Here is a 21,637-nt window from a genome sequence, read left to right on the forward strand (position 1 = left end):
GGCCCGCTCCTAACCCACACGCTCACGCCGGCCGAGGATACCCTGCGGTCGGAACAGAAGAACAACGATCATGATGAACAGTGCACCGACGTACTTGAGGTCGGCGGGAAGGCCGAACACTGTAGTCAGTTCCACGAAGATGCCGACGACGATCGAGCCGATCAAAGCGCCGAAGACGGTTCCCAGACCACCCAGCGTCACGCCGGCGAAGATGAGAAGCAGGATCTGCGAGCCCATGTCGAAGGTGACACCGGGACGGTAGTACGCCCACAGGATGCCACCGAGGGAGGCGAGGACGCCGCCGACGATCCAGACGATGCGGATGACGGAGTCGACGTCGATGCCGGATGCGGCTGCCAAAGCGGGATTGTCCGCTACGGCGCGGGTTGCCTTGCCGAGACGGGTCTTCAGCAGGACGATGCCAATCAACGCGATGACCACAGCGCTGATAATCAGTGACCAGAGGTTGTTCGGGGAGATGGACACAGGCCCTATCTGGATTTCGGCGCTTTGTGCGCCGGGCAGCTGTTGGGTTGCTCCACCGAAGAAGAACTGGATGACGTAGCGGATGGCCAATGCCAGGCCGATGCTGACGATCATCATGGGAACGAGGCCGGAGCCGCGCTTCCGCAATGGACGCCAGAGTCCGGCGTCCTGGACGTAGCCAAAGAGCCCGCCCCCTATCAGTGCCAGCAGGATCGCCAGCCAGAAGGGGAGTCCGAATCCGTTGAACATGAACACGAGGACGGCGCCCAGGGTCACCATCTCGCCGTGGGCGAAGTTGGTCAGGCCCGTGGTTCCGAAGATCAGGGAGAGGCCCACCGAGGCGAGGGCGAGGAGGAGGCCAAAGCTCAGGCCCGCCACCAGGCGGTTGAGGAGGTTCTGGCCAAAGTCCTGCTGTTGGACCACGATGCCCTCACCGAAGGCGAAGATCACTGACAGGTTGGATGTTTGGCTGAACGTGACATCGCGGGGATTGTCCTGGCCCTCGGCCAGTGCGATGCCCTCCGGCAAGGTGGAGGTGTCCAGCTCGATGGTGTAGGTACCTTGGACGGGAACACCGATGGTCCACGCACCATTGGCTCCGGAGGTTGCTTCACCTTCGAACCCGTTGCCTGAGGCCTTGATTTTGACGCCGGGTATGGGGGCCCGGGCATCATCGCGGAGGAACCCGCTGATGTTGTTTTGGAATGTCGTCGGTGACGGCGAAGGCGATGGGGTGGTTGCCTGTGCCGAAGGGGCGGCGATCAACAGAGCGGCGATGAGGGCTGCGAACAGCGCCCCCACAACTCTCTGCAGTCCCTTGGACCGTCTGATGGACGGGTCTCGCAGTGTGCTTCTCAAAATGGAAACCTCCACAGTGGGGGTGGTCCCGGCTGCGCCATTGCAGCCGGTGCGAACGGTAAATGGGGCTTGTGAACAGTTCTTGCCTAGCTGCCTCGATTGTGATCTAAGTCACCCATGTGTGGCCTATGTTACCGCCCGGTGGGCCGAATAAATGCCCAGTTCGGGGGTGCAAACATCGCGATCGGATAACAACTGTGAAGCTATAGGCAACTAATGATGTAGCTGTAGTTAAGTAAACCTTTGTTGAGTACGGGTGTTTCTAAACGTTCGGGCGGGTCCCTGCCGCTGCCACTATGCCGGTTTCGTGTCACGGTTGCGTTTCGTCTGGGTGAACAAGGGAACTTTCCCTGCCGCGCGCGCGTGGTAATTGGTACCGTGAATTATCACTAGCCCTTTTTCAGGAGGACACCCGCAATGGCACTTGGCGGAAACCCAGTCTTCAACGGAAAGAATTTCCGTGGAGCAAAGCAGGCCCCGCCTGTACCGCAGAACCCGTACGGCCAGCAGTTCAACCAGGCCCCCGGTCGGGCGCCTGGCCAGGTGTTGGATGGCCAGGCCGCGTGGTCTGCCCAGCAGCAGAACATGACCAATGAGCAGCTGCAGCAGATGTACAACCAGCCGGCTGCCGGCCCCGCCGATACCGGCCGTATGACCTATGACGACGTCATCATGAAGACTGTCGCCTGCCTGGTGGTTTTGGTGATCGGCGCCGGCGTGACGCTCTTCGTAGCTCCCGCCCTCTCGACCATGCTCATGATCGTTGGAGCACTGGGCGGCTTCGTCCTGGCCCTGGTCAACACCTTCAAGAAGCAGCCCTCACCGGCACTGATCCTTGCCTACGCCGGCCTGGAAGGCCTGTTCCTGGGCGGCCTTACCCGCATCCTCGACGGCATGTACCCCGGCGTCGGCCTCCAGGCTGTCATCGGCACGCTGGCAGTCTTCGGCGTCACGCTGGTGCTGTTCAAGAGCGGCAAGGTCCGCGCCACCCCCAAGATGGTGCGCTTCTTCATGATCGCCACCATTGGCTACGCAGTCTTCGCGATCATCAACATGGTGATGATGTGGACCGGTGCCGTGCAGGAGCCCTTCGGCCTGCGCACCAGCATGACGATTGCAGGCATCCCCCTGGGCGTCTTCATCGGCATCCTGGCTATCGGCCTGGCAGCGTTCTCGCTGATCATGGACTTCACCAGCATTGAAGAAGGCGTCCGCGCCGGTGCCCCGGAGCGTTACTCCTGGGTTGCGGCCTTCGGCCTGACGGTCACGCTGGTTTGGCTCTACGTCGAAATCATCCGCCTTCTGGCTATTTTGCGAGGCGACGACTAACTGCTGCAGGCCCAACCTGCTAAGTAAGCCGACCCGAAATGCCCCCGAAGACTCTTCGGGGGCATTTTTGTGTGTCGAGGGGTGAGCTCTCGCCTCTAAGCGGGGGATCATACGGGCGAGATCCAACCCCTCGGCGAATCATAGGGGCGAGATCCAACCCCTCGCGGTTAGCTCAAGCGTTCGAAAACCACGGCCATTCCCTGCCCGCCGCCAACACACAGAGTGGCAAGCCCCAGGGTTCCGTCCCGTTCCTTGAGCCCGTTCAGGAGCGTGCTGGTCATCCGTGCACCGGTCATGCCAAAGGGGTGTCCCAAGGCGATGGCACCACCGTGGACGTTGAGCTTGGCAGGGTCGATGCCCAGTTCCCGTGCACTTGCTACCACCTGCACGGCGAAGGCTTCGTTAAGTTCCACGAGATCAATGTCGTCCATGGTCAGGCCGGCCAGTGCCAAGGCCCGCCGGGTGGACTCAACGGGACCCATGCCCATGAGCTCGGGGGAGAGTGCGCTCACTCCTGTGGACACCACCCGGGCCAGCGGTTCGAGGCCCAACTCGCGGGCCCGGGTATCGCTCATGACCACTACGGCTGCGGCGCCGTCGTTGAGGGGGCACGCGTTGCCGGCGGTGACTGTCCCGTCGGAACGGAACACGGGTTGGAGGGCGGACACGGCTTCAAGTGTCACTCCCGCCCGCGGAGAGTCGTCGCGCTCCACCACGGTGCCGTCCCGGCGGGTGTAGGGGGTAATGTCGCGGGCGTAGAATCCTGAAGCGATGGCTGCCTCGGCCCGGTTCTGGCTCAGGACGCCCCACTCATCCTGCTCGGCCCTGCTGACGCCATAGGTGGTGGCAACGTTCTCTGCCGTTTGGCCCATGGAGATGTAGATGTCCGGCAGACGGCCACCCAAGCGGGGATCGGTCCACGGAATGTTGGACGCTGCCCTGGCTGCCGTGCGTTGGGCCGCTGGGCCGAACAGGGGGTTGTGGTTGGCGGTGTCCGTTTCTCCTGCGCCTGCCCAGTTCTGGTAGCGGGACACGCTCTCTACCCCGGCGGAGACGATCGTGTTGGCTTCCCCGGCTTTGATGGCGTGGAAGGCCATCCGCAGCGTTTGCAGGCTCGATGCACAGAAACGGTTGATGGTGGCCGCCGGTACCTGGTCCATTCCTGCCAGGACAGCCACCACGCGTGCCATGTTGGAGCCGGCTTCGCCGCTGGGTTCTGCGCAACCAAGAAGGAGATCGTCCAGACCGCGCCCATCCTCGGCGGCCGGATCAAATGCCGGAATCCTGGCGAGGGCGGCCTGCACCATTGCGGTGGCGAGGTCATCGGGGCGCTCGTCCCTCAGGGACCCTTTGAAGGCGCGGCCAATGGGGCTTCTGGCAGTGGAAACAATGACAGCCTCAGTCATGGCCACAGCTTACGCCCGGCGCCTGCACCAGCGCCGGGCGGTTACTGGAAATCACGGAAGTGTCAGGCCAATCGGCGGGCGCCTGCCGCCGGAGTCACCGTGAAGATGTCCGGCGCGGCGTAACCGGCGTCGGCGAAGGAACGCACGACGGCGTCACGCACCTGCTGCTCCTGGCCCACCGGGGTCAGGGCAATGGCCGAACCGCCGAACCCGCCGCCGGTCATGCGGGCACCGATGGCGCCGTTGGCGCGGGAAGTGTCCACGGCGAGGTCCAACTCGGGGCAGGAGATCTCAAAGTCGTCGCGCATGGAAACGTGGCTCGCATCCAACAGGGGACCAATGCTGGCGGGTCCTTGGCTGCCCAGTATGTCCACGGTTTGCAGCACGCGGTCGTTCTCGGTGACCACGTGGCGCACGCGCTTCAACGTTGTCTCATCCAGCAGTCCGGACGCTTCCTCCAAGCGTTCCACACCGACATCGCGCAGTGCTTTGACGCCCAGGATCCCGGCACCCAGCTCGCAGGACGCACGGCGGGAGGCGTAACCGCCGTCGGCATGTGAGTGCGAGACCTTGGTGTCGATGACCAGCAGGACCAAACCGGAGGCTTCGGCGTCGAACGGTACCAGGTCCACGTGCTGGTCGCGGCAGTCCAGGAAGACAGCCTGTCCCTTGGCGCCACGCAGGGATGCCGATTGGTCCATGATTCCGGTGGGTGCGCCAACGTAGGCGTTTTCGGCCCGCTGGGTGGCCAGCACAAGGTCCTCGGCGGCGAGTCCGGCTCCGGTCAGCTCATTCAGGGCGCTGATGACGGCGCACTCAATGGCGTGGGAGGAGGAGAGGCCGGCGCCCGACGGGACGTCCGAGTCGAGCAGGAGGTCGAAGCCGGGCACCGTGATGCCACGCTCCTTCAGCGCCCAGGCGACCCCCAGCGGGTAGCGGGACCAACCTTCGCCCGAGCCCGGTTCCAGCTCTGAAAGATCGGCCTCCACCAGTCCGTGCCCACCGAACGTGGACAGCATGCGGACCCTTGAGTCATCGCGGACGCGCAACGCCACCTTTGCTGTCTTATCGATGGCGAAGGGCAGCACGAAACCTTCGTTGTAGTCGGTGTGCTCGCCGATCAGGTTGACGCGTCCCGGTGCCTGCCACACGCCGTCGGGGGCTTCACCGAACGTTTCCTGGAAGCGGGCGGCGAGGACGCTGGTATCGGTAGTGGTGCTCATGCTCGGGTGCCTTCCAGGGTCTTGGGGGATGCCGGCGCCGCGGCGACGCTGCGGAGCCTCTCCGCCACGGCTTCGGGGGTGGTGTCGTTGATGAACGCTCCCATGGCGGCCTCTGAGCCGGCCAAGTACTTGAGCTTATCGGCTGCGCGACGGGGTGAAGTCAACTGCAGGTGGAGCTGGCCTGCAGGGCGCAGGGACGGATCCAGCGGAGCCTGGTGCCATGCGGAGATATACGGCATGGGAGTGGGGTAGAGGGAGTCGAGGCGCTTGAGCAGGTCAAGGTAGACGTGCGAAAGTTCATCGCGTTCTGCGCCCGTGAGCGCTGCGAGGTCGGGGACGCTGCGGTGGGGGACCACGTGGATTTCCAAGGGCCAACGCGCGGCGAAGGGGACGTAGGCGCTGAAGTGTTCGGCCTCCAGCACCATGCGGCTGCCGTCTTCGCGTTCAGCCTTGAGGAGCGACGCCGCCAGCGTCTCCTTCCCGTCGACGTCGTCGTAGTATTTCCGTGCGACAGCACCGAGCTGGGCGGCGCGCGGCGTGACGTACGGGTACGCGTAGATCTGTCCATGCGGGTGGTGCAGGGTAACGCCGATGTCCGCGCCGCGGTTTTCGAACGGGAAGACCTGTTTGATGCCCGGCAAGGCGCTGAGCGCTTCGGTCCGCTGTGCCCATGCCTCAATGACGGTGCGAGCGCGGGTCTCCCCGAGTTCGGCGAAGGAGCCGGTGTGCTGCGGGGTGAAGGCGACTACTTCGCATCGGCCGAATGCCGGTCCAACGGTCCCATGGCCGCTGGCGCCCGGTGCGGGCAGAGGGGGAATATCACCCAGGGCAGGGCCCAGGGAGGGGAAGCGGTTTTCGAACACCACAACGTCATAGTCCGCTGTCGGGATTTCCGAGGGGTTCGCCGCGGTAGTGGGGCAAATAGGGCACTGGTCGGCAGGCGGCAGATGCGTGCGGGCCTGGCGGTGCGCAGCGACGGCAACCCAGTCGCCCGACAGGGCGTCATACCGGACTTCGCCGGGCTCGCCGCGGGCTGGGAGCTCGCGGTGGTCCACCAGGGATTCCGGTGTTCGCTCCGGAGTGCCGGGGTCGTCGAAGTAGATCAGCTCGCGGCTGTCCGCAAGGCGGGTGCTGGTGATGCGACTCATGGATCCATTGTTCCACAACCGATCAAAAGCGCATAGTTTCTAACAAAAGCTAACATTGAAGGTGGAGTTCCGGGTTTCGAAATGAAGTACGGTATTGCCATGCCTGCCTTGCCTTCACCCGCCGATAACGCGCTCCCCTCCGAATCCCGCCGCTTCGCCACGGGCCGGCAATTCGAGCTTCGCAGGGGCGATGCGCTCGCCGTCATCACCGAACTCGCCGCCGGGCTGCGCCTCTACTCCCGCCGCGGTGTGCAACTGACGGAAAGCTACGATGACGACCAGATTCCTCCGGGCGCCACGGGCATCACCCTGGCGCCATGGGCAAACCGCGTGGAGGACGGGGTCTGGTACCTCGACGGTAAGAAGCAGCAACTTGATATCACCGAAGTCTCCCGCAACAACGCCAGCCACGGGTTGCTGAGGAATGCCGCCTACGCCTTGGTGGACGAATCCGAGTTCAGCGTGACGCTCGAAGCCACCGTGTTCCCGCAGCACGGCTACCCGTTCCTGGTCCGGCACGTGGTCCGCTATGAGCTGGACGAGGCCATGGATCTCCGCGTCCGGCAGACCTTGGTCAACGATTCCCAGGGCAGGGCGCCCTTTGTGCTCGGGGCCCACCCCTACCTGCGCCTCGGTGACGTCGCTACCGAGGACCTGGTCCTGACCGTAAAAGCCCGTACCCGGCTGGTGGCCGACGAGCGGCTGATTCCCCGCAGCACGGCTGAAGCAGATGGACAGTTCGATCTTTCCGCCGGCACAGCGGTGAATGACCTGCTGGTTGATGTCGCCTTGACGGACCTGGCGTACGACGGCGGCGTGGCCCGCCACACTCTGACCGCGCCTGATGGCCGCAGCGTGAGCCTTGAGCAGGACGAGGTGTCCCCGTACGTCCATGTTTTTGTCACTGATACCTTCCCTGGCCGCTCCAAAGCTGTGGCCCTCGAGCCGATGACGGGCCCCGCCAACGCCTTCAACAGCGGCGACGGCCTGCGATGGCTGGCCTCCGGCGAGGCGTTCACCATGAGCTGGGGCATCACCGCATCCCTCTGAGCTTTTTGTACGTGCTGCCTCAGCGTTTGGTAACAGCTGCGCGGGCCGGTTTCCCATACGGCGTGGCCTACGGAATTATGGGTTCATGACGCCAACACCGGACGCCAAATCCCGCTCTGACCGCCAAATTGCCGAAGACATCCCCTACGGGGTGCGAATTGCTGCTGCCTGGTCGTGGCGGGCGGGACTGATCCTGCTCATGATTGGTGCCCTGGTCTGGCTGCTGGGCAAGGTCAGCTTCCTCATCATCCCGGTCATGGTGGCCGCCCTTTTGGCCGGACTGCTGTATCCAGTGGTGGCGTGGCTCCGCAACCGCAATGTGCCCAACGGGGCCGCCGTGGCCATCACGGTGGTGGCCTTCATCGGCGTTATCGCCGGCGCCCTGGCCCTGGTGGGAAGGCAGCTTGTCTCCGGCTTCGGCGAACTCTGGCAGGAGGCCTTGGCCGGAATCCAACAGATCCAGACGTGGCTGGCCGATGGTCCCCTCCACCTCACCGCAGACCAGATAGACCAGTACATTGCCGATGGCGCCAACGCGCTGCAAAACAACAGCAGCAGTATCCTGAGTGGCGCCTTGTCCTTTGGCAGCACTGCCGGACACTTTGCCGCGGGACTCGTCCTGGCCCTGTTCATCCTCATCTTCTTCCTGCTGGAGGGCAGCCGGATTTGGGCCTTCCTGGTGCGTCTGCTGCCCAAGACCGCGCGAAAGGCCACTGACGGCGCAGGGCGTCGCGGGTGGACGTCCATGGTCAGCTATGTGCGTATCCAGATGTTCGTGGCATTCGTGGATGCTGTGGGCATCGGCGTGGGCGCTGCCATCATCCAGGTTCCCCTCGCACTTCCCTTGGCGGTCCTGGTCTTCATCGGCTCCTTCATCCCGGTAGTGGGTGCCCTTGTTACCGGAGCCATCGCGGTGCTTCTTGCGCTCGTAGCCAACGGGCCCATCAACGCGCTCATCATGCTGGCAATCGTCCTGCTGGTCCAGCAGCTCGAAAGCCACATCCTGCAGCCGCTGGTGATGGGCAAGGCTGTCTCGCTGCACCCCGTGGCCGTGATCCTCTCGGTGGCAGCAGGCTCCTACCTCGCAGGCATCCCGGGAGCACTGTTCGCGGTCCCGTTGCTCGCCGTAGTAAACACGGCGGTTCGGTACATTGCCGGGCGGACGTGGGAACATGATGAAGGATTGGGCGGTATGGAGCCTCAGCCGGCAACCGCTTCTGCGGGGCCGAGCGGAGACGCCAACTTCAAGGAGGTTCACCTCCCCAAGCCCGAATCCCGCCTCGGTAAAGGCATCGCAGGCAAGAACAAGGCTGCAGGACGCCCCTCTGCTGAGGGCCCTGCCGCCGACACCACTAAAGGAGAATAGTCAGTGAATACCCTCGAAACCCTGCCCGTCACGCTGGACGATGTCCTCAAGGCGCAGGAGTTGCTCGAGGGCATTATTACCAAGACTCCAGTGGAGTCGTCGCGTGCTCTTGGCAGCCTCGTGGGCGGCAACGTCTTTTTCAAGTGTGAGAATCTCCAGCGCGCGGGCTCCTTCAAGGTCCGCGGCGCCTATGTCCGCATGGCCCGGCTGACCGAGGACGAAAAGAAGCGCGGCGTGGTGGCGGCCTCCGCAGGCAACCATGCCCAGGGTGTGGCGGTGGCCGCAAAGAGCCTGGGCATCAACGCCCGCATCTACATGCCCCTTGGTGTGGCTTTGCCCAAGCTGGCGGCCACCCGCAGCCACGGCGCAGAAGTCATCCTGCATGGCCACAACGTGGACGAAGCCCTGGCCGAAGCGCAGCGCTACGCCAACGAGACCGGTGCTGTGTTTGTCCATCCCTTTGACAATGTGGACGTTGTTGCAGGCCAGGGAACCATCGGACTGGAGATCCTGGACCAGATCCCCAACGTGGACACCATCCTGATGGGCGTCGGCGGCGGTGGACTCCTGGCCGGAGTGGCTGTGGCCATCAAAGCCAGGGCCAAGGAGCTCGGCCGTGAGATCCGGGTGATCGGCGTCCAAGCTGAAAACGCTGCCGCCTACCCGCCGTCGCTGGCCGCTGACGCACTGGTGCCGCTCAAGAAGGTCACCACCATGGCTGACGGCATTGCCGTGGGCCGTCCGGGGCAGCTGCCCTTCAGCATCATCCGCGAGCTGGTGGACGATGTTGTCACCGTCAGTGAAGACTCCCTGGCGCGGGCGCTGATCTTCCTCCTGGAGCGGGCCAAGATGGTGGTTGAGCCTGCAGGTGCCGTCGGAGTGGCCGCGCTGATGGATGGCAAGATCGAAAACCCGGGAAACACCGCCGTCGTGCTTTCCGGAGGCAACATCGATCCCATGCTCATGCTCAAAGTCATCCAGCGCGGTCTGTCGGCCGCAGGCCGGTTCATGACTGTCCGCATGATGCTCGATGACCGCCCGGGTTCCTTGGCCACCATCGCGCGGATCATTGCCGAAAACGATGCCAACGTCACCGGGCTGGATCACACCCGCTTGGGTGGCTCCATCAGCATGGGGGACGTCTCCATCACCATCAACCTGGAAACCAAAGGCCACGAACACGGGGAGCAGGTTCTCGGCGCACTGCGGGCCGAGGGCTTCCAGCCGATCGTGGTGCACTGACGGGAGGAGCACCATGGTGCTGGGAACGCCTGAAGGATCCAGAGAAGCGGACCGGGAGTCGCTGGCCGGGCGGGCGAAGGGCGGCCTGCTCTTCATGGGCGGCTTCGTCATCCTGCTTTATGTCATCGAGATCCTCAACACGCTGATGCGCCACGGCTTGAACTTCACCTTTGGCCTGCGCCCCCGTTCCATGGACGGGGTGCTGGACATCCTGACGTTCCCGCTGTTGCACGCGAACTTCAACCACCTGCTTTCCAACACGTTGCCCCTGATCATTTTCGGTTTCCTGGTGTTCCTGTCAGGCCTCCGCGTCTTTATCACGGCACTGGCCTTCAGCTGGCTGGGCTCGGGGCTCGCTGTGTGGCTCATCGGCGGGGGAGGGGTCACGGTGGGAGCGTCCGGGCTGGTCTTCGGATTCTTCGCGTTCCTGCTGGTCCGTGGATTCTTCAACCGGAACTGGTGGCAGATCCTGCTCTCGGTGGTGCTGTTCATGGCCTACGGCAGCATTCTCTTCGGCGTGCTGCCCACGGTGATGGGCTACGTTTCCTGGCAGGCGCACCTCGGCGGAGCCGTTGGCGGCGTCATTGCAGCCGTCCTGTTACGTCCCAAGTCCGCGCCGGCGGCCTGACTCCCACCAGCCGCGCACCAAAAAACGCCGGCCCGCCCCGCGAAGGGGTGGGCCGGCGTCGTGTATTTCGGGCCGGTGAGCCGCTGGTTATGCGACGTAAGGCTTGGCGGAGACAATCTCCACCTGAATTTCCTTGCCGTTGGGGGCGACGTAGCTCAGGCTGTCGCCTTCCTTGTGGCCGATGATGGCAGCACCCAGGGGTGACTTCTCGCTGAAGACGTCCAAATCGGAGTCTCCGGCGATTTCGCGGGAGCCCAGCAGGAACGTCTCTTCGTCACCGGCGATGCGGGCAACAACCAGCATTCCAGGCTCAACGATTCCGTCATCGGCAGGGGCCTCGCCAACCTGGGCATCGCGAAGCAGTGCGGTGAGCTGGCGGATGCGGGCCTCGATCTTGCCCTGCTCTTCCTTGGCTGCGTGGTAGCCGCCGTTTTCCTTCAGGTCGCCTTCCTGGCGGGCAGCTTCGATCTTCTGGACGATTTCCGCCCGGCCAGCGCCGGAAAGGTGGTCCAGCTCAGCCTGCAAGCGGTCGAAAGCTTCCTGGGTGAGCCAAGCCGCAGTGGCGCTATTGGTGGTAGACACGGATTTCTCCTCTAGATCTGACAATGCAAAAGACCCCGCCGAGGTGGCCACTCGTGGAACTCAGTAACCAACTTAACGGGGTGAAGGTTTCATCCATTGTAGTAAATCCTTTGGACGAACCCAAACCGGTTGAGTCATGGGTCACATGATTGTTATTTGCCGCTGTCCGTGATCCAGCAATTGTCCACCACTCCGGAAACAGCCGGTGACTCGGTACGCAGGACCGTGCGCTGGACAGTGGTGCTGCCGCCGTCGGGGTCGTCCTGCGGATCGTTGGGGCCTACTTCCACTACCTTCCAGCCCACTACCGCGAATTTGGAGTCCAGTGCCTTGATGGCGCATTTGGCTGTGGCTCCGGGATATTTGGTGACTTGGTAGTCCACCTCTGCCTGGGTGCCGTCCACGGTGCTGTAACCGATGTCCTTGAAGGTGACAGGGGCTTGTGCGGATCCGGTTGCCACATAGGCGGCGAACCCCATCCCGATGACCAGGGCGCCGATGACGATGTTCCGCTTGGTTTTGCGGTTCATGGCGCGCTTTTGACCGCCGTAGCGATTGGCTAGGCTGGTGCTTGCCGGTACTTGGGTGGCCGATAGGTCCTCTGAAGTCACCCGTCCAGTTTAGTGCCGATCCCGGCGCCCCATCACCGCCCACACAGCTTGATCCACGAAAGAGGAGCCGTCACGTGACAGCGTCCAGCAGTTCCGACCAGCAGCTGCGGCTGCTCGCCGTCCATGCCCACCCTGATGATGAGTCCAGCAAGGGCGCGGCCACCATGGCAATGTACGCCGCCGCGGGAGTAGACGTGATGGTTGCTACGTGCACTGATGGCTCACGCGGTGACATCCAGAACCCGGCCATGGAAGACGCGCCCCACCCCAAACGGGACATGGCCGGTGCCCGGCGACTGGAGATGGCGAATGCGGCTGCCGTCCTGGGAATCAAGCAGCGGTGGCTTGGCTTTGTGGATTCGGGCCTTCCGGAAGGTGATCCACTGCCGCCGCTGCCGCCGGGGTGCTTTGCGCTCCAGCCCTTGGAACGCGCCACGGCGCCCCTGGTCCGGCTGGTCCGCAGTTTCAAACCGCACGTGATTCTGAGCTACGACGAAAATGGGGGCTACCCGCACCCGGACCACATCATGGCCCACAAGGTGGCGGTGGAAGCCTTTGATGCCGCCGGTGACCCGGACCGTTACCCGGGCATGGGGGAGCCGTGGGCCCCGAGCAAGCTCTACTATGACCGTGCTTTCAGTCCGGAGCGGTTCCGTGCGCTGCACTTTGCGTTGGAAGAGGCAGGATTGCAGTCTCCTTACGCTGAGCGACTTGCCGCGTGGCTGGAGGCCGATGCCGAGGGCCATACTCCCGTTCCCCCGGGACACCAGACCACCACCCAGGTGGATTGCGGCGATTTCTTCGAGGCGCGCGACGACGCACTCCGGGCGCATCGCACCCAGATCGATCCCCTGGGGTTCTTCTTCGCGGTATCGCCGGATCTGCAGCGCACTGCGTGGCCGTGGGAGGACTACACGCTCATCAAGTCCACTGTCCCGTCCGAGCTGCCGGAGAAGGACCTGTTCGCGGGGATAAGATAGGAACTCCGGCAGTTTCTATCGCCCGTAGAAATTGTCGCCAGGCCAACCAGCTTCCGGCTACGCTGCCTGTCGGCATGCATCAGCTCCCATAGAAGGTTTGAACGTGCACCACTTGATTCTCGCCCTGACCGTCACCCCGTCGCCCAACCCCTCGGGCACGCTGCGGCCCGGCCTGTCCGAGGACCAGGTGACGCCCGGTACGTGGGGCTTCGTCCTCACGGCCTTCATCGTCATCCTGACCACGTTCCTCATTGTGGACATGGTTCGACGCATCCGGCGCGTCCGGTACCGCGCGCAGGTGGAGGAAGCACGCCTGGCGGCTGAGCAAGGCCAGGCTGCGGAGGCCGGCCAAGCTGCCGACGGCGGCACTCCCGGAGCCCCTGGCGCGCAGTCTGCAGGTGACGGCGCCTCGGATGAGAACGACGATGCCGGTCCCCGGACCCGCTGAATCCACCGGTAACGGTTCGCCCTGGGCCAGCAACGCCCTGGGCTCGGAACCTTCTGTCTATTTGCGGCAGCACGCGGACAATCCCGTGCACTGGCGTCCGTTCGGCGACGAAGCTTTTGCTTTCGCCGCCGAACGTGATGTCCCGGTTTTTCTTTCCATCGGCTATGCCGCATGCCATTGGTGCCACGTCATGGCCCACGAGTCTTTCGAAGACCAGGAAACGGCTGACTACCTCAATGCCCACTTCGTCCCGGTGAAGGTGGACCGGGAGGAACGTCCGGATGTCGACTCCGTGTACATGGCCGCGACCCAGGCCATCAGTGGTGAAGGTGGCTGGCCAATGTCCGTCTTCCTCACCCCGGACGGGCTCGCTTTCCACGCCGGAACCTATTTCCCGCCCGTTCCGCTGCCCGGCAGGCCGTCCTTCCGCAATGTTCTTGAAGCCGTCCATGAAGCCTGGATGGAGCGTCGTGACGGGGTGGAGCAGAACGCCCGGGGTCTTGCAGCCAGCATGGCTGATGGGCAACTGTCCGCGGCGGTGCGGCTCGACGAACCGCCCGGGTTGCTGGATGCTTCCCTCCTTCCGGACGCCGTGGCGCTGTTGGCGCGCTCTGAAGACCCCGACGCCGGCGGGTTCGGCAGCGCCCCCAAGTTCCCGCCGTCGGCCGTTCTCGAGTTCCTCATCCGGCACGCGGCGGTGCCCTCCGATACAGCGGATGCCGCCAAGGACATGGCTGGACGAGCGTTGGCGGGCATGGCGCGCTCGGCCTTGTGCGACCAGCTCGACGGCGGATTCGCCCGCTACTCGGTGACGGCGGACTGGTCCGTGCCCCACTTCGAGAAGATGCTTTACGACAACGCCCAACTGCTCCGTGTCTATGCACACTGGGTGCGGTTGGGTGGCAACGAGGTCTATTCAGCCGACGAAGCGGCGGCTGTGGCGTCACGGTGCGCAGACTGGATGCTGGAGTCACTGGGGCTGCCAGGCGGCGCTGCGGCTTCCTCCTTGGACGCCGACACGGTCATTGACGGAGTGCATCACGAGGGCGCCACGTACCTGTGGACCCTGGAATCCTTGGCGGATGTCCTGGGCGCCGATGACGCCCTGCAGGTGGCGCGCATGATGAACATTGGCGCTGAAGGGACAGTGTCGGCCCTCGGCTCGCCACTCCATCCGGCGCGGAAGCTGTCCGACGCTGATCTGCGGCTGTGGGGGCGTGTGGCGCCGGTATTGCTTACTGCGCGCAACCTCAGGAACCAGCCAGCCAGGGACGACAAGGTGGTGGCCGGCTGGAACGGCCTCGCTGTAGCCGGACTCGCCGAGGCGGGTGCCATTCTGGGCCGCCCGGACCTGGTGTCGGCGGCGGAGAACGTGGCCGGGTACCTCGCCACCGTCCACTGGAACGATGAAACGAAGACGCTGGTCCGCGTCTCACATGACTCACAAGCACGTGGAATCGGCGGGCTGCTGGAAGACTACGCGTTCTGTGCGGATGGCTTCCTGGCCCTCTATGCGGTGACGGGAACCAAACGCTGGTACCTGTTCGCGGAGGAGTTGGTGCTGGCTGCGTGCGCCCGCTTCGTGGAAAACGGACAGCTTGCCGACTCGACGGGGGAGTCTGCGCAGGTCTTCAACGCCCAAGGTCAGCACGCAGCGCTGGACCCCTTCGACAACGCCACACCCAGCGGAGCGGCAGGCTTCGCCGGGGTTCTCCTGTCCTACGCTGCCTACTCCGGATCCCACGGGCACCGGCTCATGGCGGGCAACATCCTTGGCCTGCTCCCGCCTCTCGCCACCCAGGCGCCGCGCGTCGCCGGTTGGCTCCTGGCCACCGCGCAAGCCGCGCTCGCAGGGCCGGTGGAGGCCGCCGTCGCAGGCCCGGATTCGTTGTTGAAGCGCGAACTGCACCACACGCTGTTGACGTCTGCCAGCCCAGGGCTGGTAATCGCAGTGCAGGAGGACGACGCCGGGGCGCCGGTTGGGGATCCCGGCGTGCCGCTGCTTCTCAACAGGTCAGGCACACCGGACGGTTTACCGCAGGTCTACCTGTGCCGGGACATGGTGTGCGAAAGGCCGCTGGGGGAGCCAGCTGCTGTCCGGGCGCGCTTGGCGGCCATGGGATCAGGCGACTGAGCAGGTCCCTTTCGGCTTAGCTCAGCACTGCCAGCATGATGGCGATGAAGTGGGCCGCGAAGGCCAGCACGGTGAAGGCGTGGAAGAGTTCGTGGAAGCCGAAGTGCTTGACGCTGAAGTTGGGCTTCTTGGTGGCGTAAAACACCGCGCCGGCGATGTACAAGGCACCGCCCACGCAGATCAGGATCGCGGCAGGGGCGTTGGCCGCGAAGAACTGAGGCAAGTAGAACAACGCTCCGCAGCCCAGGGCGATGTAGACGGGAACGTACAGCCAGCGCGGTGCGTGCGTCCAGAGAATCCGGAAGAGCACCCCGACGATCGCTCCGGACCAGACAAGCCACAGCAGAGTGACGGCCTCGGAGCGTTCCAGCAGGGACCAGGCCAGCGGGGTGTAGCTTCCGGCAATGACCAACATGATGTTCGTATGGTCCAGCCGTTTGAGGACGATGCGGACTTTGGGGGACCAGTTTCCCCGGTGGTAGACAGCACTGACGCCGAACAGGAGGAAGCCGGTCAGCGCATAGATGGCGGACGTGATTTTGCGGTCCGGGGTCGGGGCAATGGTCACCAGCAGGATCCCTGCAGCGAGGGCAAAGGGAGCCGCTGCAGCATGGATCCACCCGCGCCAGGCGGGCTTGGTTTCGAGGAGCTCAGCCATGGTTAAACCATAACTTACGTTTCGGTAAGTTACCGCAGGGTAACAACAGCCGGAGGGATTTTTCATCACCGACTGCACCGGCTCGCCAGCTGGGGAAGGTAGCCTAGGATGTGCGTCGTCGTCGTACAAGCAAGGAAGTCAGGTGAGAGTCCGGTGGAGCTGCCCGGTTTCCTCTATGGCTTCTATGAGCGCAAACTTCTGCGCTCCCTCAAACAAGACCAAATCCCACGGCATATCGGTGTCATGGTTGACGGCAACCGTCGGTGGGCACGCCAGTTCAATGCACCCACCAGCCAGGGACATCAGGCCGGTGCAGACAAAATCCACGAGTTCCTCGGCTGGTGCCAGGAACTGGGCGTCAAAGTTGTGACGCTCTACATGCTTTCCACGGACAACATGAACCGCTCCGGTGAAGAGCTGGACCTCCTCATGGGCATCATCGCGAACACCATGGACCGTCTTGACGAAGACGAGGACGTCTCCGTCCACGCCATGGGCGCTCCCGAGCTCCTGCCGGACTATCTGGCCGAGCGCCTCAACAAGCTGACAGCCCGCACGCCGGTCCACGAAAAGATCCACGTCAACGTCGCCGTGGGCTACGGCGGCCGCCGCGAAATTGTCGACGCCGTCCGGGAACTCCTGCACGATGCCGCCGCCAAGGGACGGACTATGACCGACGTCGCAGATGAACTCTCGGTGGACGACATCTCCCGGTTCCTTTACACCCGCGGCCAGCCTGATCCTGACCTGGTCATCCGCACGTCCGGCGAGCAACGGCTCTCCGGTTTCCTGATGTGGCAAAGCGCTTACAGCGAGTTCTACTTCTGCGAGGCACTGTGGCCGGCGTTCCGTAAGGTTGATTTCCTGCGGGCCCTCAGGGATTATGCCGGGCGCCAGCGCCGCTACGGAGCATAGGGCGGCCCGGTTCATCAAAAATTAACGAACCGGACATGCGACTTGCCGACCGCGGGTTGCGGAAATGAATGTGTGCGGGATTACGTTAATCACATCAGCAGGCAAAACCGCCCGCTGATCGGGGAGGCCAGTACATGGAGCGGATCATCGCACCAGTTACATGGGAGGCCACGCCCGGCCTTCCGGCCGAGCCGCTTCACCATTAGGCCGGGCGAACTGCCCGGGGCTGGAGTCGATGTGGCTATTTCTGAGCAACTGCCCGCAGTGGTTTCCGACGGGGAAAGTGCAGCTACCTCTCGCGCCAAGCGGGTCCCACAAACAGCGCGGACCAAAAAGTCCGTCACAGGCCGCAGCTACGTGATCGACACGTCCGTCCTGCTGTCCGATCCCCATGCATTGCTGCGATTCGCTGAACACGAAGTCATCGTCCCCATCGTGGTCATCAGCGAACTGGAAGGAAAACGCCACGATCCCGAACTCGGATACTTCGCCCGCAAGGCACTGCGGCTCCTGGACGATCTGAGGATCGAACACGGCGGCCTCGACCAGTCCATTCCCATCGGGAAGGACGGCGGAATGCTGCGGGTGGAAATGAACCATATTTCCCCCGAGGTGCTGCCGGCAGGATTCCGCGGAGGCGACAATGACAGCCGCATCCTGGCTGTGGCGAAGAACCTGGCCAACGAAGGCCACAACGTCACCGTGGTCTCCAAGGACCTCCCCATGCGCGTCAAGGCATCCGCCATGGGACTTCAAGCCGACGAGTACCGCAACGAACTCGTCAAGGACTCCGGCTGGACCGGTATGGCCGAGGTCGAAGCCAACGACGACGAAATCACCACCCTTTACGGCCACGAACCGGTTTTCATCCCAGCTGCCGCTGAACTCCCCGTCAACACCGGACTGGTCCTTCTTTCCAACCGAGGGTCCGCGCTGGGCAGGGTAGGGGCCGACAAGCAAGTCCGCCTCGTCAAGGGCGACCGCGACGTCTTTGGCCTCCACGGACGCTCGGCCGAGCAGCGGCTCGCCATTGACATGCTCATGGACCCCGCCGTCGGCATCGTTTCCATCGGTGGGCGTGCGGGCACCGGCAAGTCCGCGCTGGCACTGTGTGCGGGCCTGGAAGCAGTCCTGGAACGCCGTGAGCACCGCAAAGTGGTGGTCTTCCGCCCCCTGTACGCCGTAGGCGGCCAGGAGCTCGGCTACCTCCCCGGATCCGAGTCCGAAAAGATGAACCCCTGGGCCCAGGCCGTGTTCGACACCCTTGGCGCACTGGTGAGCCAGGAAGTCGTTGAGGAAGTCATGGATCGGGGCATGCTCGAAGTCCTGCCGCTGACCCACATCCGCGGACGTTCGCTGCACGACGCCTTCGTGATCGTGGACGAAGCACAGTCACTCGAGAAAAACGTCCTCCTCACCGTCATGAGCCGCATCGGGCAGAACTCCAAGATCGTCCTCACCCACGACGTCGCCCAGCGGGACAACCTCCGGGTAGGGCGGCACGACGGTGTTGCGGCTGTCGTCGAGACACTCAAGGGCCACCCGCTGTTCGGGCACATCACGCTGACCCGGTCGGAGCGGTCACCGATTGCAGCGCTGGTGACGGAGTTGCTCGAAGGGGCTGAGATCTAACCCCATCGACGCGGTGCCCGCCTACGGCGAAGGCCAGACATCCTCTGCGTGCTAGCTCGTTCCTCGCTTTTGACGCACGCTGCCGGATGCCTGGCCTTCGCCTCTCAGTCACCCGCCGGAAGTTGTCCGATTCCGAGATAAGAGGAAAGGGCTTCCTGGCCTTGGACTTTGAGGGTCCAGTCCGGGCGTTTGAAGGTGGCTGGGGTGAGGCGGACTTTTTGGACTTCCTGGACGGTGTCTCCCCACCCATCGCGGAAGATGCCGTTAGGCTCGTAACCGAGGCTGGCGGAGACGCCCAGGGACTGTTGATTCCAGGAGGCAGCCTCGGACTCGGCTACCTCGGCGCCCAAGTAGTCAAAGGCATAGCTGACGACGGCGGCGCGCATCTCCTTGCCGAAGCCCTGGCCTTGTGCAGACTGCTTGAGCCAGGATCCCGTGCTCACCGTCTTGAGGGTTTTGAAGTTCTTGGCGCCGATGTCCTGGACTCCCAGGAATTCGTCGTCGTGCCACACGGCAAGGAGGAGGGTCCAGGATTCCTTGGTGAAGTTGGCGCGGCAGCGCCAGTACCACTGGGCCATGTTGGGGGCGAGCTCGTCGGTCGGCAGATCGGTCCACGGGGTGCTGAACGGGCTCTTGCCTGGCTCGTGGACTCCGGAACGCGCGGCCGCCACGGCGGTGGGGATGTCGTCGTCGAAAACTGGACGGATGGTCAACCTCGCGGTGGTGAGGGTGAGTCCGAACGGGGGCCAGATGTCTGCCAGGGATGTCATCGCCGTAGCTTAGCCCGGCGGGGGGAGCCATGCGAGTCACATCGCAGGGAGGCTCCTACGCTTCCGCCACCCGCCCGCCATGCTCGCCGAGGGGTTGGTTCCCAGGACATTGGCGCACCCTCGATACTGCCGGGAGCTCACCCCTCGACGCCTGCCGAGGGTACCGCTGTTCAGGCGGCCGGGCCGATGTCCCACGGGATGTGGCGGCGTACGTCCGTGAGGTTCATGGACTCAGCCAGGAAAAGGTCGTCCAGCATGTACTCGTCCACGGCGAGGATCTTCAGCCAATGTCCCTTTCCGGACGAGTCCCCATCCAGGCTTTGGCTGGCAACACAAACTCCCGTACCGGCGTCGATCCTGATCAATGTTCGTCCAATGTGGGCCAAAGGCTCGGCAGGATCCGAGGGAACATAGGTCCTGCTGCGGGTCACGATGGTTTCCAACGCGAGGCGGCCCTCATGGTCCACTTCCCGGGGTTGTTCCAGGAAGACGGGGTTTGTGTCCGGAAATTCGAGGGGAACCGGCGCGTTGCCGGCCAGTTCCACGGGATCGAGGGCGGCGGCAAGGCGCCCGTTGCCGAAGGAGGGCTCACCGTAGGCTGCCTCCGGGCGTCGCCTGACCAGTCCGGCGTCGTCGTAAACAGGCGTCACCAGATGGGCCGGAAGCAACCATGAGCGGCGTGTTGAGGACACGTACAGATCATCCCGGGAGTCGTTGATGCCCGTGGTGCTGTGCAGCAATTGGCCGTCCGGTGTTTCCAGGCGAAGAGCGCCCGGCCGCCTCAGCCATGCGCGGACCATGGAGGCGCCCGTCCCGGGCCGCTCCAGGTATTCGAAGCGGAGGCTCGTCCATTTCCACGGCGAAGAGCGGCAGAGATTCCGGAATGTGGAGGACAAGTCGACCCCCGGTCCTTCTGCGCTGTAGCTCCCCATATCCACAGTTTACCCAGCCATTCAAGCGTGCCCGCGGCCAAGCGGGATAGCATCCGAGAGTGATCCGACGACTCTCCGACCTCTGGGATGCCAGCCCGCTGGGCTTCTGGCTGGTGATGGCCGCGTGCCTGTACTTCGTGGTGATGGCTGTTCGGCTCACGGTGATAGACGTGCGGAGCCACCTGTTGCCCAACCGCATTGTGTTTCCGTCGTACGCAGTGGCAGGGGTGTTGTTGCTGGCGGCATCGTTCCTGGCTTTCTTCGCCGATGCCGGTCCGGACCGCCACCTTTCTGCGGACCTTTTCGCTGTGCCCGGACTCCGGGTCCTCGCGGGCGGCGCTGTGCTGTGGCTCTTCTACTTCGTGTTGAGGCTCATCCACCCGCCCGGCATGGGCTTCGGTGACGTCAAGTTGGCGGGTGTGCTGGGCCTCTACTTGGGATACCTGGGGTGGAGCCATGTGTTCGCAGGGACGTTCGCCGCTTTCATTCTGGGCGGTCTGTGGAGCCTGGCTATCCTGGTGTCACGCCGCGGTACGCTGCGATCGGCCATTCCTTTTGGGCCGTTCATGCTGGCAGGTGCTGCGGCCGCCATGATCGTCCTGCCCGCGTAGCGTTTCACGGGAAGGACCAACTGCGGCCAAATTGCAACGCTCTCCGTATTCTCGGTGTTCACCGGCGTGCGGCATGCTTAGCCCAGTGGGTGTTCCGACGCGTGCGGGGCGCCAGGAGAGGGTGCAATGCAGCGGAACAGGTTGAGGCTCGCGGTGGCTGTGTCCATTGCCTGCACCGTCCTGCTCAGCGGATGTGCCCAACCAGGCAGCACCTCCTCCGCTCCGACGACGTCGGCCATCACGTCGCAGGCCTTGCAGCGGCCAGTGCGGTCCTGCGAAACTCCGCTGGGGTGTTCCGAATTCGCGTCCGTGCGCGGAAGAGACGCCACAGGAGAGGTATCGTGGCTCGGCACGCATCCGCTGCGTGTAACGTCGGCGCGTTTCGATGGAGTGTGGACCTTGCATGTCGCCACGCCCTGCAACCATCTGCAGGTGCAGGTTTCGGTCCAGGATGATGTCCTGACACCGGGGTTGGTGTCCGTTACGGACAGGGGCTGCGAGGAGCCAACGGGCAGCTACCAGGCCTGGACAGAGAAGCTCTTTGAGCAGCCTGTTCAGTGGAAGCTCGACGGCGATACGCTCACCTTGCGCAATGCACACGCCACCATTGACCTGAAGGAAAGCTGAC

At 63.9% G+C, this 21,637-nt stretch carries 21 protein-coding genes; 12 read left to right on the top strand and 9 right to left on the bottom strand.

The features are described 5' to 3' along the window. Window positions 1–9: 9 nt before the first annotated feature. Window positions 10–1,344 (bottom strand): branched-chain amino acid ABC transporter permease, encoded by a 1,335-nt coding sequence (locus ABQM86_RS06940; RefSeq protein ID WP_242703555.1) that lies wholly within the window; start codon window positions 1,342–1,344, stop codon window positions 10–12. 417 nt (window positions 1,345–1,761) lie between these two features. Here ABQM86_RS06940 and ABQM86_RS06945 point away from each other — a divergent pair, with 417 nt between their 5' ends. Continuing rightward, window positions 1,762–2,673 (top strand): Bax inhibitor-1/YccA family protein, encoded by a 912-nt coding sequence (locus ABQM86_RS06945; RefSeq protein ID WP_369746254.1) that lies wholly within the window; start codon window positions 1,762–1,764, stop codon window positions 2,671–2,673. Between the two features lie 167 nt (window positions 2,674–2,840). On the opposite strand, the gene ABQM86_RS06950 is transcribed toward ABQM86_RS06945, so the two are convergent. The 3 genes from ABQM86_RS06950 to galT form a co-directional block, all read right to left on the bottom strand. Next, the gene (locus tag ABQM86_RS06950) at window positions 2,841–4,079 is read right to left on the bottom strand and encodes an acetyl-CoA C-acetyltransferase (RefSeq protein ID WP_280627502.1); all 1,239 of its coding nucleotides are present in this window, start codon (window positions 4,077–4,079) and stop codon (window positions 2,841–2,843) included. Window positions 4,080–4,141: 62 nt separating this feature from the next. After that, window positions 4,142–5,302 (bottom strand): galactokinase, encoded by a 1,161-nt coding sequence (gene galK / locus ABQM86_RS06955; protein WP_207596789.1) that lies wholly within the window; start codon window positions 5,300–5,302, stop codon window positions 4,142–4,144. Next, window positions 5,299–6,450: a galactose-1-phosphate uridylyltransferase gene (gene galT / locus ABQM86_RS06960; protein WP_369746255.1), complete on the bottom strand. Its 1,152-nt coding sequence runs from the start codon at window positions 6,448–6,450 to the stop codon at window positions 5,299–5,301. Before galT ends, galK begins: the two co-directional genes overlap by 4 nt. 99 nt (window positions 6,451–6,549) lie before the next feature. On the opposite strand from galT, the gene ABQM86_RS06965 reads away from it, so the two are divergent. The 4 genes from ABQM86_RS06965 (at window position 6,550) to ABQM86_RS06980 (ending at window position 10,736) form a co-directional block, all read left to right on the top strand. Further along, on the top strand, window positions 6,550–7,500 hold the full coding sequence (locus ABQM86_RS06965) for an aldose 1-epimerase family protein (RefSeq protein ID WP_369746256.1): 951 nt from the start codon (window positions 6,550–6,552) through the stop codon (window positions 7,498–7,500). Window positions 7,501–7,585: 85 nt separating this feature from the next. Beyond that, window positions 7,586–8,866: an AI-2E family transporter gene (locus ABQM86_RS06970; protein WP_207596792.1), complete on the top strand. Its 1,281-nt coding sequence runs from the start codon at window positions 7,586–7,588 to the stop codon at window positions 8,864–8,866. Window positions 8,867–8,869: 3 nt separating this feature from the next. Further along, window positions 8,870–10,108 carry a threonine ammonia-lyase gene (gene ilvA, locus ABQM86_RS06975; RefSeq protein WP_089594164.1) on the top strand — a complete coding sequence of 413 codons (1,239 nt, stop codon included), beginning with the start codon at window positions 8,870–8,872 and terminating at the stop codon, window positions 10,106–10,108. A 13-nt stretch (window positions 10,109–10,121) separates the two neighbouring features. After that, window positions 10,122–10,736, top strand: a complete 615-nt coding sequence (locus ABQM86_RS06980; RefSeq protein WP_369746257.1) for a rhomboid family intramembrane serine protease — start codon at window positions 10,122–10,124, stop codon at window positions 10,734–10,736. 87 nt (window positions 10,737–10,823) lie between these two features. Here ABQM86_RS06980 and greA read toward each other — a convergent pair whose 3' ends face one another. Both greA and ABQM86_RS06990 read right to left on the bottom strand, forming a co-directional pair. Further along, a complete protein-coding gene (gene greA / locus ABQM86_RS06985) occupies window positions 10,824–11,318 on the bottom strand; it encodes a transcription elongation factor GreA (protein ID WP_011774015.1) in 495 nt (164 codons plus the stop codon). 152 nt (window positions 11,319–11,470) lie between these two features. Then, entirely contained in the window at window positions 11,471–11,929 is a 459-nt protein-coding gene (locus tag ABQM86_RS06990; protein ID WP_369746258.1) for a DUF4307 domain-containing protein, read from the bottom strand. A gap of 74 nt (window positions 11,930–12,003) precedes the next feature. Here ABQM86_RS06990 and mca point away from each other — a divergent pair, with 74 nt between their 5' ends. The 3 genes from mca (at window position 12,004) to ABQM86_RS07005 (ending at window position 15,491) form a co-directional block, all read left to right on the top strand. Beyond that, window positions 12,004–12,909 (top strand): mycothiol conjugate amidase Mca, encoded by a 906-nt coding sequence (mca, locus tag ABQM86_RS06995; RefSeq protein ID WP_369746259.1) that lies wholly within the window; start codon window positions 12,004–12,006, stop codon window positions 12,907–12,909. Window positions 12,910–13,012: 103 nt separating this feature from the next. Beyond that, window positions 13,013–13,357, top strand: a complete 345-nt coding sequence (locus ABQM86_RS07000) for a hypothetical protein (protein ID WP_207596796.1) — start codon at window positions 13,013–13,015, stop codon at window positions 13,355–13,357. Continuing rightward, window positions 13,335–15,491, top strand: coding sequence for a thioredoxin domain-containing protein (locus tag ABQM86_RS07005; protein WP_369746260.1), 2,157 nt, complete (start codon window positions 13,335–13,337; stop codon window positions 15,489–15,491). Before ABQM86_RS07000 ends, ABQM86_RS07005 begins: the two co-directional genes overlap by 23 nt. Window positions 15,492–15,507: 16 nt before the next feature. Here ABQM86_RS07005 and ABQM86_RS07010 read toward each other — a convergent pair whose 3' ends face one another. Then, the gene (locus ABQM86_RS07010) at window positions 15,508–16,149 is read right to left on the bottom strand and encodes a hemolysin III family protein (RefSeq protein ID WP_369746261.1); all 642 of its coding nucleotides are present in this window, start codon (window positions 16,147–16,149) and stop codon (window positions 15,508–15,510) included. Between the two features lie 108 nt (window positions 16,150–16,257). Here ABQM86_RS07010 and ABQM86_RS07015 point away from each other — a divergent pair, with 108 nt between their 5' ends. Further along, a complete protein-coding gene (locus ABQM86_RS07015; protein WP_207596799.1) occupies window positions 16,258–17,064 on the top strand; it encodes an isoprenyl transferase in 807 nt (268 codons plus the stop codon). Between the two features lie 357 nt (window positions 17,065–17,421). After that, window positions 17,422–18,696, top strand: a complete 1,275-nt coding sequence (locus ABQM86_RS07020) for a PhoH family protein (RefSeq protein ID WP_369746643.1) — start codon at window positions 17,422–17,424, stop codon at window positions 18,694–18,696. A 104-nt stretch (window positions 18,697–18,800) separates the two neighbouring features. Here ABQM86_RS07020 and ABQM86_RS07025 read toward each other — a convergent pair whose 3' ends face one another. Continuing rightward, on the bottom strand, window positions 18,801–19,466 hold the full coding sequence (locus tag ABQM86_RS07025) for a GNAT family N-acetyltransferase (RefSeq protein WP_369746262.1): 666 nt from the start codon (window positions 19,464–19,466) through the stop codon (window positions 18,801–18,803). Between the two features lie 170 nt (window positions 19,467–19,636). Further along, window positions 19,637–20,398, bottom strand: a complete 762-nt coding sequence (locus ABQM86_RS07030; protein ID WP_207596802.1) for a hypothetical protein — start codon at window positions 20,396–20,398, stop codon at window positions 19,637–19,639. Window positions 20,399–20,457: 59 nt separating this feature from the next. Here ABQM86_RS07030 and ABQM86_RS07035 point away from each other — a divergent pair, with 59 nt between their 5' ends. Both ABQM86_RS07035 and ABQM86_RS07040 read left to right on the top strand, forming a co-directional pair. Next, window positions 20,458–21,009 carry an A24 family peptidase gene (locus ABQM86_RS07035; protein WP_280627510.1) on the top strand — a complete coding sequence of 184 codons (552 nt, stop codon included), beginning with the start codon at window positions 20,458–20,460 and terminating at the stop codon, window positions 21,007–21,009. A 126-nt stretch (window positions 21,010–21,135) separates the two neighbouring features. Continuing rightward, window positions 21,136–21,636, top strand: coding sequence for an META domain-containing protein (locus tag ABQM86_RS07040; protein WP_369746263.1), 501 nt, complete (start codon window positions 21,136–21,138; stop codon window positions 21,634–21,636). Window position 21,637: the final 1 nt, after the last annotated feature.

This window comes from Paenarthrobacter sp. AMU7 (assembly GCF_041200195.1).
Taxonomy (GTDB): domain Bacteria; phylum Actinomycetota; class Actinomycetes; order Actinomycetales; family Micrococcaceae; genus Arthrobacter.